Here is a 12,479-nt window from a genome sequence, read left to right as displayed (position 1 = left end):
TTGATCATGAGCGGCAAAGCCCCGCATACCGATATCGCCCGCCGCGGCCTGATGCTGGTGCTGTCGTCACCTTCGGGCGCCGGCAAGACAACGATCTCGCGCCGCCTGCTGGAGATGGACCGCAACCTGCACCTGTCGGTTTCGGTGACCACGCGGCCGCGCCGGCCCGGCGAAGAGGACGGCACGCATTATCACTTCATCAGCGCCGAGGATTTCGGTCTGATGGTGAACCGGCAGGAGCTGCTCGAGCACGCCAAGGTGTTCGACTATTACTACGGCACGCCGAAGGAACAGGTGGAGCGCCGCCTGCTGGCCGGGCAGGACGTGCTGTTCGACATCGACTGGCAGGGTACCCAGCAGCTGCGCCAGCGCGCCGAGAAGGACCTGGTCAGCGTCTTCATCCTGCCGCCGTCGACCCGCGACTTGGAAAAGCGCCTGCATACCCGGGCGCAGGATTCCGCCGAGGTGGTGGCGCGCCGCATGGCCAAGGCGGCCGACGAGATCAGCCACTGGGCCGAATACGACTACATCGTCATCAACGACAATGTCGATGAGTGCCTCGGTCAGGTCTATGCCATCCTGCAGGCCGAGCGGCTGAAGCGCCATCGCGGGCTCGGGCTGGTCGATTTCGTCAAGCGGTTGCGCGAAGGCGGTTAGCAGACCCTACAGCAGCCGGGCCAGCGCGCAGAACTCCTCGATCGACAGGGTCTCGGCGCGCCGTGTCGGGTCAATTCCGGTGGCAATCAGTTTCGCTTCGGCATCCGGCCAGAGCGGCTTCAGCGCGGCGCGCAGCATCTTGCGGCGCTGACCAAAGGCGGCAGCCGTCATCCGTTCCAGTTTCTTCGGATCGGCCTCGGCCAGTGGCGCCGGGCGCGGCTGCAGTTCCACCACGGTCGACGTTACCTTGGGCGCCGGCACAAAGGCCTTGGGGCCGATGTCGAACAGCATCCGCACCTCGCAGCGCCACTGGGCGGCGACCGACAGCCGGCCGTAATGGTCGCTGCCCGGCGGGGCGGCGAGGCGCTGGGCGACTTCCTTCTGCACCAGCACGGTGATGCGGGCGATCTGGCTGGCGCGCGCGAGCCAGCCGAGGATCAGCGGTGTGGCGATGTTGTAGGGCAGGTTGGCGGCGATTTGCCAGGGCGGCGGCGCCAGATCGGCGATGTCGGTTTCCAGCGCGTCGCCCGGCTGCAGTCGCAGCCGGCCGGCGGCGGCCGTAACCAGCTCGGCGAGCGCGGCAAGGCAGCGCTCGTCGCGCTCCACGGCGACAACGGCGGGCGCACCTTCCAGCAGCAGGGCGCGGGTCAGGCCGCCGGGGCCCGGACCGATCTCGATCACCGTTCCGGCCACCCAGGGCATGGCGGCGCGGGCGATCTTGCGGGTGAGGTTGAGGTCGAGCAAGAAATTCTGGCCGAGCGATTTCCGCGCGGCCAGCTCGTGCTGCGCAATCACCTCGCGCAGCGGCGGCAGGGCCTCAATGGCTGCGGACATACTGGCGATGCCGGGCCATGGCGCCGGCCATTTTCAGGGCGGCAACCAGGCTGTCGGCGCTGGCGATGCCCTGGCCGGCGATATCAAAGGCCGTGCCATGGTCCGGTGACGTGCGGATGATCGGCAGGCCGAGGGTGACGTTGACGCCCTGGTCGAAATCCAGCGTCTTGATCGGGATCAGCGCCTGGTCGTGATACATGCAGATCGCGGCGTCGTAGCCGGCGCGGGCCGCGGCATGGAACATGGTATCCGGCGGCAGCGGGCCGCTCACATCGAGGCCTTCGGCACGCAGCCGCTCGACGGCCGGGGCCACGATGGCCGCATCTTCGTCGCCCATCGCACCGGCCTCGCCGGCGTGGGGGTTGAGCCCGGCAACCGCCAGCCGTGGCCGCGGGATGCCGAATTTGTCGCGCAGGTCGGCCGCCGTGATCCGCGCTGTCTCGACGATCAAGTCGGTGGTCAGCAGGGCAATGGCCTGGCGCAGCGAAACATGGATGGTGACCGGGACGACGCGCAGCCGGTCGGAGGCCAGCATCATCACCGGGGTGACGCCGCCGCACAGGGCGGCGAGATACTCGGTATGGCCGGGATGGCGGAAGCCGGCGGCATAGAGCGCCGCCTTGTGGATCGGATTGGTGACCACGGCGCCGGCCGCGCCATTGCGGGCAAAAGCCACGGCCTGTTCGATGGCCTGCAGCACCATGGGAGCGTTAGCCGTGTCGGGCCGGCCGGGCCGGGCCGGGGCGGCCAGCGGCACCGGCAGTACCGGCAATGCGGTCGCAAAGCAGGAGTTCGTTTCCGCCGGGCTGGCGATCTGCTGCAACGGGACCTGCCAGCCGAAGCGCGTGGCGATCTCCTCCAGCCGCGCCGGGTCGTCCAGCACGAAGAACGGCGGCAATTGTTCGCGGTCGCGCCGCAGCCAGGCCTGCAGGGCGATTTCGCCGCCGATGCCGGCAGGCTCGCCCATGGTCAGGGCGAGCGGCGCCGGCGCGACAGGGTCAGCGGAATTCGATGGTGGCATCGCGGCGCAGGTCCTGCAGATACCGCTGCGACAGCTGCTCGGCCTTGCGGACCATCAGCCGTTGCCTGATCTGGTTGCGATCAAAGGCATTGGGCTCGGTCTTGCCGCACAGGGTGAACAGGTGGACGGCGCGGGCGGCGACCACGGGTTGCGAGGTTTCATTCACCTTCAGCGGACTGATCGCCTGCTGGAAATTCTCCGGCAGATCGCCGAGCCGCAGGGTCCCGAGGCTGCCGGAGCCCGGCGCCTTGAGCTGCGCGGCGAGCGGCTCGACATCGTCGCAGCTGCGGATGCCGGTGCGGACGGTATTGGCAAGTCCCACCGTCGTCTGGATGTCGGACGGACTGGCATTCGCCGCCAGCGGCAGCAGGATCTGCTTCAGTGTGACCTTGGTATCCTCGACACCCGGCAGGGCGATACGCCGACGCTCGCGCAGCAGGATGATCTGGTAGCCGCCGATCGTCCGGATCGGCGGCGAAAGCTCACCCTTCTGCATCTTCGAGACGACGGTTTCGACTTCTTCCGGCAGGATGCCGCGCGTGACCCAGCCCATGTCACCACCGGCGGCGGCCGTCGTGCCGCGGCTGAACTGCCGCGCCAGGGCCGGGAAGCTCGCGCCTTTGTGCAACTGTTCGATGATCTTCAACGCGGTCTGCCGCTGGGGTTCTTCCTGATCGGGCGAATCGACCGGGATGAGGATTTCCGACAGCAGGTCTTCGGTCTGTCCAACCGAGGCCTTGAGCTTGGCAATGGCCTCATCGATCTCTTCGTCGGTCACCACCGTGGTCGCGCTCAGCCGTGACCGGACCATACGAACCCAGGTCAGTTCGGTCCGGATCTGGTCAATAATGGCCGAGGCGTCGATGCCGGCGCGGGCGGTGAAATCCTCGAAACGGCCGGCAGGTATATGGTTTTGCTCCTCCAGGCGGGCAACGGCGGAATCGACGTCGGCCTGAGGCACGCTGATGCCGCGCTTCTTCGCTTCCTGCATCTCCAGGCGTTCATCGATCATGGACCGCATGGCCTGATCGCGAACGGCGCGGCGGACTTCGGGTGTATCGGGCAGATTGCCGGTGACCATAATGACGCGCGTGCGCTCTATCAGGTCACGCACCGATATGACTTCGTCATTGACCAGCGCCACGATGCGCTGCAGGTCCTGCGGTTGCTGCTGCTGCGCAGTCGACACCACTGGCAGTAGGCTGGCGGCCAGGCCGAAAAGAACGAAGAGGATAATGGTCAGGCGCTGCATGGCTGGCTCAGTTGAATGTTGCTATCCGGAATCGAACGCCGATCGTTGTCGATGGCTTTATGTCCTCATTGAGAGTGAAGGTCCGCTGCGCCACCAGCATGATATCAAAGCATTCGTCAGTATATCGCAAGGCGGCGAAATTGAGCAGCGAACCGCCATCGGCACCCAGATCCCGGGTATGGCGGAATTCGGTACTCCAGTATTTTGTCCACTGGGTACGGAGCGTCCCCGCCACGGCCTCGCGGTCGCCGGTATCGTTGACGAAGTCGTTGGCGCCAAGTTCTCCGTAAGTCACCGACAGATAGGTCAGACTCGAGCCGAGCGTCGCCGTCGCTTCATGGCGCTGCACGGTCAGGTCTTCGTTCTGGGATACGCGGACGCGGTCCACAAGGGAGAAATAACGGCCGGGCGAGACGGTCAGCCGGGCAACATAGTCGGACCACTGGTCGCTGAGGCCGCTGCCGGCGGCAAAGGTATCGTCGCTTTTGGCCCGCAGCGACTGGCCGACCAGCAGTTCCGAATAGCCGCCGGTTGGACCATAGATGGCGCTGCGCAGACCATAGTTCAGCTTCGGGCCGCCATCCCAGCGATCGTAACCGGGGAAGCGGTTCAGGCTGAAGAGATTGGTTTCGTCGAATTCGAAGCTGAGCGAATCCTCATTCGGGATGCTCTTGGGGTTGCCGCCATAGGGGGTAACGACGGCCATCACGATCGGTTCGACAAGTTCCCGGTAGTTGCCGTCGTCCCGGACCAGCGGGTAGCGCCAATCCAGTGCCACCAGGGGGATCGCCCTGCCGGTAAAATTTTCCTGCCCGGAGTTCATCGCAGCGCCAAGGGCCTGGTCGGCATCGTTCAGCCAGTAGCCGTCCGTCTTCAGCATGGCCGTGGCGGTATAGACTTCGCCACTGGGGGCGTAATACGGCTGGCTCCACGTCGCCGTCGCGGAGAGGCGGCGGTAGTCTGAACCGGTCGCCCGGTACAGCGAAGCCATGTTGGCATCGAAGGTCCAGCGGCCGCCATGGTCGCCCGGATCGGTCGACAGCGAATAATCGAACAGTGGAGCCACGACCGGTTCGGCGCTGTCGGTCACCGGAGTCAGGCCATTGGTGGTGCTGGTGCGCAGGTTCTGGAAGGCGAACGCATTCGCCCCGAAATAGTTGCGATCGTTGATCGCCTCACCATAGAGGCGGCTGGTCAGCACATTGGCCGACGGGCGGTCGGGAATGCTGTAGCGGCTGAGGTAAGTCTTGTCGCTCGCGCGGAAGATGTTTGCGCCCAGCGTGACGTCGTCATTGGCGCGGAAAGCTGCGTTGGCACGGATGTGGCCGCGGTACCGGTCGCCGGATTCGATGTTTCCGTCACCGTTCACCTTATCGACGGGGCTGGTGAAGCTGCCGTCCACCTGTATTTCGCCAGAACTGGTGCGCTGGCGATACTCACCATAGAGCTGACCGTCCTGCTTGGTGGTATATTGCGGGACGAGGGTGAGGTCGCTTTCATCATCAATGACGTAATAGTAGGGGACCTTGACGACCTGTCCGAAAAAAGTGTCGGACAGATAACTCGGTGCCAGGAAGCCGCTGCGGCGGTTCACGGTCGGATCCGGATGGCTGAAATACGGCGTGTACAGGATCGGCACGCCGAACAGTTCGAAGGTGGCGTCGCGATAGCGGATTTCCTGGGCCGCCTGGTCATGAACGACCTGTTCGCCTTTCAACGCCCAGAGCGGCGGGCGGGACGGATCCGATGCGCAGAGGGAGCAGGTGGTATAGATCGCCTTGCGCAACACCGTGGTGTTGCCGTTGTGGCGTTCCGCATAAGCCGCTGCGCCGCGGGAATTGTCGGAAAGCAGCATCGCGGCGTCGCGGATGAAGCCGTCGCGCATGCCGCCTGTCAGTTCCATGTAGTCGGCGAACAGCACCGACCCGTCGGCCTCCATCAGTGAGACATTTCCACTGGCCGTCACTTTGTCGTCCCGTTCGCTGTATGTGACCATATCGGCAAGCAGCGTGCGGGTATCCTGTGACAGTTCCACCTTGCCCTCGGCGGAGACAAGGCCGAGCGACTGGTCATATTTCAGTGTGTCTGCAGTGACGAGCACCGGGCTTTTGCTGCCCTGCTGGGCCGCAGCCGGCGCCGGCAGGGCTGTCGCCAACCAGACTGCAAGCACAGCAAGAGGCAGGGCAGGGAGGCGGAAGCCGTTCATCCGTCCTCCAGATGGAACAACCGGGAAATACCGAGCATCACGAAAACAGCAGTGGGTGCCCATGCGGCCAGCGGTACCGGCAGGGCACCGTTAAGACCGAAAGGTTGCATCAGCTCGACGCTGAAATAGAAGAGGAACCCGACCGCGACGCCACCCGCCAGCATAAATCCGATGCCGCCGCCGCGGGCCAGACGCAGGCTGAAGCTGGCCGCAACCAGCAACATGGCGCAGAGCAGAACTGGCAGGGCCAGCAAGCTGTAGAAATGCAGCCGGTGGCGCACCGCGGAGAAGCCGGCGGCTTCAAGCGTGTCGATGAAGGACGGAAGCTGCCAGAAGGAAATGGTGTCCGGTGAGGCAAAGCTTTCCTGGATGCGATCGGACGTCAGGGTGGTAGTGACGCGCAGCGTGTCGTGCCATTCGGCCGGTCGGTCGGGATAGCTGACCACGGCTTTCTGCAGCATCCAGTAGCCATGTTCGAGATAGGCGGAAGACGCATCGATACGTTTGATGAACTGGTCGTTGCTGTTGTAGTAAAACAGGATGGCGTCATAGAGCTGCACGCCCTGTTTGGCACTGCGCAGCGCATGCACGACGATCTGGCCGTTGGCATCGGTATCGCGCAGCCAGAGGCCGCCGGACGACACGGCAAGGATGCTGCTGCTGCCCCGCAGGACTCGCGCCTCGATGTTCTCGTAGCGGGCCAGCAGAGCAGCCGAGACCGGATTGTAGACCGTGATGGCAAAGGCCCCCAGCATGAAGGCGATGGCAAGGCCGGGGAACAGGAACTGCCAGACCGACACGCCCGATGCACGCGCGACCGTCAGTTCCTGGGTGCGGGTCAGTCGGCTGAGTGCCAGCATGCTGCCGAACAATGTGGCAAACGGAAACAGCTTGATGGTCAGCGACGGCAGCTTGAGCAGCGACATCTGCATGACCAGATCGAGGGTCGCATCGGGCTTGCCGGTGGCGCGGCGCAGCAGTTCCACGGTGTCGAAGCTGTAGGCCAGGACGGTCAGCACGATGAAAACCGACAGGATGGCCATCAGGTAATGCCGGCCGAGATACAGGGCCAGGGTTGTCGACTGCCGCATCAGGCCCGTCCGATCACCCGTCGCCGGACGGGTTCGCGCAGCAGAAGCAGGGCTCCGGCCATGAAGGTGAGGGGCGTGATATACAGCAGGGGCAGCAAGGTGATCGACTTGGTCGCGAGATGGGCGACGATCAGGCTCAGGATCTGCAGGGTGATGGCGGCAGCGGCGCCGGTGACCAGGCGGCGGCCGTGCCCGCGGCGGTTATATTCACCGCCGATCACGCTGGCGACGGCAATCAGGATCAGCGCCGGCACATACAGGGGCGACACGATGCGGCGGTGTCCCTCGACCACCAGCTTGTTGTAATTGGCGACATCCGACGGGTCGTTCAGGTCCGGATAGAGCAGGTCATTGATGAAGCGCTCCGAAGGCTCCCGCCAGGCCTGGCCTTCCTTTTTCGCGTAGGAAGCAAGATCGAGGCTGTAATTGTCGAAATACAGCAGCGACAGGGTGCGCCGTTGCGGATCGATCTGCTGCCGGTTGCCGTTCACCATGTAGAGGCGGGGGCCATCCGGCGTACGGATCAGCGTTGCCTTCTCCGCCATCATGGTGACCGGATTGGCCGGGTTGCGGTTGTCGTGGACCAGCACGCCCAGCATGTCGCCGTTCGGCTCGCGCTCGCGGATGTAGACCGTGAGGTTGTCGGTCGGCGTATTGAACACGCCTTCCAGCAACGCCATGCCGGCCAGATCGTTGCGGAACTCGTATTGCGTGTTGCGCAACGTGGTGGTGGCGATCGGCAGCAGATACAGCAGGGTAGTATACATCGCCACCATGACGAGGGTGCCGATATAGAGCGCCGGGCGGGCCAGCGCGAAGCGACTGAAGCCCGAAGCCGACAGCACGATCAGCTCGGAATCGGTTGCCAGTCTGTGGAAGGCATAGAGCGTCGCGCAGAAGGTGGCGACCGGCAGGATGATGGCCGTGATGCTGGGCAGGACCAGGATGGTCAGATAGAAAAAACTGCCGAGCGAGAGGTTGTTGTTCACGATGCGGTCGATGAAGCGCAAGGACTGGGTCAGCCAGATCACGCCGGTCAGCGTAAGAGTGGCGAAAGCCAGCGGCCAGGCGATCTGCCGCACGATGTAGCTGGTAACCCCGCGCATGGCCGGCAGTATACCTATTCCGGGCCTTGCCGCCACCGCCATGCTCTGAAAAGAAGGGCTTGGTAAGAAAAGCAGATTCGGCGATTCGCGGCATCCCGGCGGATTGATCGGCGCGCCTGCCGGCCGCTATAGTGCGGGCAGGAACCGGACCGAAAAACAGCGGATCGCCAGCCATGAAAATCGATATTGCCGACAGCAAAATGCCCAAGCGGGGCAGCCTCGTCCTGACGGTCGCCGACGGCCGCCAGCTTGGCAGTTTCGGCCAGGCCGCCGACAAAGCGCTGGCCGGGGCGCTGACCCGGGCGATGGCGGCGGCGCCGCGGTTTACCGGGGCCAAGGGCCAGTGGCTGGAACTGCTGGTCCCGGGTGCCGGGCTGGCGCGGGTGCTGCTGGCCGGCCTCGGCAAGCCGACCGAGCTCAAGCCGGCGGCCTTCGAGGCGCTGGGCGGCGATGCCGTGCGCCGGCTGGCCCTGTCGGGCGAGACCGATCTGGCGATTGCCGCGGAAGTCCCCAAGGGCGGCGTCCTGCCGGCCGCCGAGGCGGCGGCCCGGGCGGCCTTCGGGGCCCGGCTGGGCAGCTATCGCTTCGACAAGTACCGCACCACCCTGAAGGACAAGGACAAGCCGGCGCTCAAGACCGTCACGGTGCTGACCTCGGCCGTTGCCCTGGCGAAAAAGCTGCATCTGCCGCTCGCCAAGCTGGCAGACGGCGTCGAGATCACCCGCAATGTGGTGACCGAGCCGGCCAATGTAATCTATCCGGCGACCCTTGCGGCGGAATGCCGCAAGCTGGCCAAGCTCGGCGTCAAGGTCCAGGTGCTGGGCGAGGCCGAGATGAAGAAGCTCGGCATGGGCGCGCTGCTCGGCGTCGGCCAGGGCTCGTCGCGCGAATCGCAGCTCGTCACCATGCAGTGGACCGGCGGCAAGAAGGGCGGCAAGCCGGTTGCCTTCGTCGGCAAGGGCGTCTGCTTCGACACCGGCGGTATCTCGATCAAGCCGGCCGCCGGCATGGAAGAGATGAAATGGGACATGGGCGGCGCCGGCGCCGTGATCGGCGCCATGGCGGCGCTGGCCGGCCGCAAGGCCAGGGTCAATGCCGTCGGCGTCGTCGCCCTGGTCGAGAACATGCCGGATGGCAATGCCCAGCGGCCGGGCGACGTGGTGAAATCCATGTCCGGCCAGACCATCGAGGTGCTGAACACCGATGCCGAAGGCCGCCTGATCCTCGCCGATGCCATGTGGTACTGCCAGGAGAAGTTCAAGCCGCAGTTCATGGTCGATCTCGCCACCCTGACCGGCGCCATCATCATGGCGCTCGGCCACGAGCATGCCGGCCTGTTCGCCAACAACGACGTGCTGGCCGAACGGCTGGCGGCGGCGGGCAAGGCGGAGGACGAGCAGCTGTGGCGCCTGCCGCTCGGCGATGCCTATGACGAGGGGCTGAAGTCGCCGATCGCCGACATGCAGAATATCGCCGGGCCGGGTTTCGGCGCCGGCTCGATCACGGCCGCCCAGTTCCTGCAGCGCTTCGTCAACAAGACGCCTTGGGCGCATCTCGACATCGCCGGCGTGGCTTGGAGCAAGAAGGACAAGGCCACCGTGCCGAAGGGCGCCACCGGCTTCGGCGTGCGGCTGCTGAACCGCCTGGTTGCCGACCACTACGAGGACCGCTGAGGCAATGCCCTTTTTTGTCATGCCCGGACCCAGGATCTCTTCTTGGCCGGGCATCCCATTGAATGGGACCCTCGGATCAAGCCCGAGGGTGACGAGGAGGGGATGGTTGCGGGTGTCCCGTGGCTGAAATGCTGTTCTACCACCTGACCCTGCGGCGCCTTGAACAGGTGCTGCCGGAACTGCTCGACAAGACCCTGCAACGGGGATGGCGTGCCGTCGTGAAAGGCGGCTCGGAAGAACGCATCGCGGCTCTGAACGGCGAGCTGTGGACCTGGGGGCGGGCGAGCTTCCTGCCGCATGGCCTCAAGGCCGACGGCTTCAGCGACCGCCAGCCGATCTACCTGACCACCGACGACGAGCGGCCGAACAACGCCGAACTGCTGTTCCTGGTCGATGGCGCAGATGCGGCCGATGTCTCGGCCTATACGCGGGTCTGCGACCTGTTCGACGGCAATGACGAAGAGGCGGTCTCGGCCGCCCGCGCGCGCTGGAAGCGGGCAAAAGACGCCGGCCATAGCCTGACCTACTGGCAGCAGTCGGAAGAAACCGGCGGCTGGGTCAAGAAGGCGGAAGGGTAATCCCTCGATACCAATCCCGTCTTGGCCGGGCTTGACCCGGCCATCTCAGGCAGGATGGCGAGAGATCCCCGGGTCGGGGCCGGGGCTGACGCAGTGTAAAATCTACGCCGCTTCGGCCTGCGCCTGTTCCAGTTTCGCCTGGGCATCGAGCCAGGCTTCCTCGGCGGCGGCAACCTGTTTTGCCATCTCGCCATGCTGCTTCTGCAGTTCGGCCTGCGCGGCCGGCGACAGCGTCTCATAGGTCTTCGGATCGGCGAGTTTCGCATCGAGCTTCGCCATCTCGGCATTCACCTTCGCCATCGCCTTTTCGGCGTTCTGCACCGCGATGCGCAGCGGCGCGAGCGCCTGCCGCGCGGCGGCGGCGGCCTTGCGATCCGCCTTGCGGTCGGCAGCGGAGCCGGCATCGCCGCTGCTCTTGCCGCCACCCTTCAGCTTCACGGTGGTGGCGGCGCGGCGGCGGTCGGCCAGCAGCTTCGCGTAATCATCGAGGTCGCCGTCGAAATCCTGCACCGTGCCGTCGCCGACCAGCCAGAAGCGGTCGGCGCAGGCCTCGGCCATGTGGCGGTCATGGCTGACCAGGATGACGGCGCCCTTGAACTCGTTCACCGCCTGCACCAGCGCATCGCGGGTGTCCATATCGAGGTGGTTGGTCGGCTCGTCGAGGATCAGCAGATGCGGCGCATGGTAGGTGACCATGGCAAACAGCAGGCGGGCACGCTCGCCGCCCGACAGCTTGCCGGCGGCGGTCTGCGCCTTCTCGCGGGTCAGGCCGAAACTGCCGAGCCGGGTGCGCAGCTGCTCGATGGTCCATTTCGGCATCAGGTCGGCGAGATGCTCGACCGGCGTGCGGGTCTCGTCCAGCACCTCGTCCTGGTCCTGGGCGAAATAGCCGATGCGCAGCTTGCCGCTGCGCTGGATCTTGCCGGCCTGCGGCTTCAGCGTGCCGGCGAGGATCTTGGCCAGGGTCGACTTGCCGTTGCCGTTGGCACCCAGCATGGCGATGCGGTCTTCCATGTCGATGCGCAGGTCGAGATGGCGCAGGATCGGCTTCTCCGGCACATAGCCGGCGGTGAGATGGTCCAGCACGATCAGCGGCGGCGGCAGTTCCTCCGGATCGGGCAGGCGGAAGATCACGCTGGGGTCTTCGATGGCGGCCGTGATCGGCTGCATCTTGGCCAGCATCTTCAGCCGGCTCTGCGCCTGCCGTGCCTTCGACGCGCTGGCACGGAAGCGCGCGACGAAGTCTTCCATATGCTTGCGCTGTTCGGCCTGACGGGTGGCGAAAGCGGTCTGCTGCTCCATGCGCAGGCGGCGCTCGGTCTCGAAGCTGTCGTAATTGCCGCGATAGAGCACCAGCTTGGCGTTGTCGATATGCAGGATGTGCTCGATGGCGCTGTTGAGGAAATGCCGGTCATGGCTGATCAGCAAAAACGTGCGCGGATAGGTCTTGAGGTAGCCCTCCAGCCACAGCGAGGCCTCGAGGTCGAGATGGTTGGTCGGCTCATCCAACAACAGAAGATCAGGTTCAGCAAAAAGACAGCCGGCCAGCGCCACGCGCATGCGCCAGCCGCCCGAGAAGCTGCCGAGTGGCCGGTTCTGCATCGCCTCGTCGAAGCCTAAGCCCGCGAGGATCACGGCGGCGCGGGCCGGCGCGGTATGGGCGTCGATCTCGGCCAGCCGCATGTGCACGGCAGCGATGCGCTCGGCATCTTCCATGCTGGTCGCGTCTTCCAGTGCCTCGGCCTCGATCAGCAGCGCCTCGCGTTCGCTGTCGGCGGCCAGCACATAGGCGATCGGGCTCTGCTCGCCGTCCGGCGGTTCCTGCGGCAGCTTGGCAATCTTGCAGTCATTGGGCAGTTCGACGCCGCCGGTCTCGGTCTGCAGTTCGCCGCAGATGATCTTGAACAGGGTCGATTTTCCGGTGCCGTTGCGTCCCACCAGGCCGACCTTGTGGCCGGCCGGGATCGTCGCCGAGACATGGTCCAGCAGCACGCGACCGGCAATCCGGTAGGTCAGCTCACGAAAAGACAACATTATTAATAACTTAAGTCCAGGGGCCAG

10 protein-coding genes are annotated in these 12,479 nt (G+C 65.2%); 3 read left to right on the top strand and 7 right to left on the bottom strand.

Annotated elements, in window-relative coordinates:
• Positions 1 to 6 precede the first annotated feature (6 nt).
• Positions 7 to 657 carry a guanylate kinase gene (gene gmk, locus ACFOOQ_RS15450; RefSeq protein ID WP_379728272.1) on the top strand — a complete coding sequence of 217 codons (651 nt, stop codon included), beginning with the start codon at positions 7 to 9 and terminating at the stop codon, positions 655 to 657.
• Between the two features lie 6 nt (positions 658 to 663).
• Here gmk and rsmA read toward each other — a convergent pair whose 3' ends face one another.
• The 6 genes from rsmA to lptF are packed head-to-tail and all read right to left on the bottom strand — an operon-like array spanning position 664 to position 8,167.
• Entirely contained in the window at positions 664 to 1,491 is an 828-nt protein-coding gene (rsmA, locus tag ACFOOQ_RS15445; RefSeq protein WP_379728270.1) for a 16S rRNA (adenine(1518)-N(6)/adenine(1519)-N(6))-dimethyltransferase RsmA, read from the bottom strand.
• The gene (gene pdxA, locus ACFOOQ_RS15440) at positions 1,475 to 2,512 is read right to left on the bottom strand and encodes a 4-hydroxythreonine-4-phosphate dehydrogenase PdxA (protein WP_379728268.1); all 1,038 of its coding nucleotides are present in this window, start codon (positions 2,510 to 2,512) and stop codon (positions 1,475 to 1,477) included. The genes rsmA and pdxA overlap by 17 nt, the downstream gene beginning before the upstream one ends.
• Entirely contained in the window at positions 2,490 to 3,764 is a 1,275-nt protein-coding gene (locus ACFOOQ_RS15435) for a peptidylprolyl isomerase (RefSeq protein ID WP_379728266.1), read from the bottom strand. Before ACFOOQ_RS15435 ends, pdxA begins: the two co-directional genes overlap by 23 nt.
• A gap of 7 nt (positions 3,765 to 3,771) precedes the next feature.
• Positions 3,772 to 5,970 (bottom strand): LPS-assembly protein LptD, encoded by a 2,199-nt coding sequence (locus tag ACFOOQ_RS15430; RefSeq protein ID WP_379728264.1) that lies wholly within the window; start codon positions 5,968 to 5,970, stop codon positions 3,772 to 3,774.
• A complete protein-coding gene (gene lptG, locus ACFOOQ_RS15425; RefSeq protein ID WP_379728262.1) occupies positions 5,967 to 7,061 on the bottom strand; it encodes an LPS export ABC transporter permease LptG in 1,095 nt (364 codons plus the stop codon). Before lptG ends, ACFOOQ_RS15430 begins: the two co-directional genes overlap by 4 nt.
• Complete coding sequence (lptF, locus tag ACFOOQ_RS15420) at positions 7,061 to 8,167, bottom strand: LPS export ABC transporter permease LptF (protein WP_379728260.1); 1,107 nt, start codon at positions 8,165 to 8,167, stop codon at positions 7,061 to 7,063. Before lptF ends, lptG begins: the two co-directional genes overlap by 1 nt.
• A 173-nt stretch (positions 8,168 to 8,340) precedes the next feature.
• On the opposite strand from lptF, the gene ACFOOQ_RS15415 reads away from it, so the two are divergent.
• Positions 8,341 to 9,840 carry a leucyl aminopeptidase gene (locus ACFOOQ_RS15415; RefSeq protein WP_379728258.1) on the top strand — a complete coding sequence of 500 codons (1,500 nt, stop codon included), beginning with the start codon at positions 8,341 to 8,343 and terminating at the stop codon, positions 9,838 to 9,840.
• Positions 9,841 to 9,968: 128 nt separating this feature from the next.
• Positions 9,969 to 10,418 (top strand): DNA polymerase III subunit chi, encoded by a 450-nt coding sequence (locus tag ACFOOQ_RS15410; RefSeq protein ID WP_379728667.1) that lies wholly within the window; start codon positions 9,969 to 9,971, stop codon positions 10,416 to 10,418.
• 102 nt (positions 10,419 to 10,520) lie between these two features.
• Here the strand turns inward: ACFOOQ_RS15410 and ACFOOQ_RS15405 are convergent, their stop codons facing one another.
• Positions 10,521 to 12,452 (bottom strand): ATP-binding cassette domain-containing protein, encoded by a 1,932-nt coding sequence (locus ACFOOQ_RS15405; protein WP_379728256.1) that lies wholly within the window; start codon positions 12,450 to 12,452, stop codon positions 10,521 to 10,523.
• Between the last annotated feature and the right edge of the window lie 27 nt (positions 12,453 to 12,479).

Origin of the sequence: Ferrovibrio xuzhouensis, assembly GCF_042648965.1 — a bacterium.
GTDB lineage: Bacteria > Pseudomonadota > Alphaproteobacteria > Ferrovibrionales > Ferrovibrionaceae > Ferrovibrio > Ferrovibrio xuzhouensis.
This window is presented reverse-complemented; position numbering and strand designations above follow the sequence as displayed.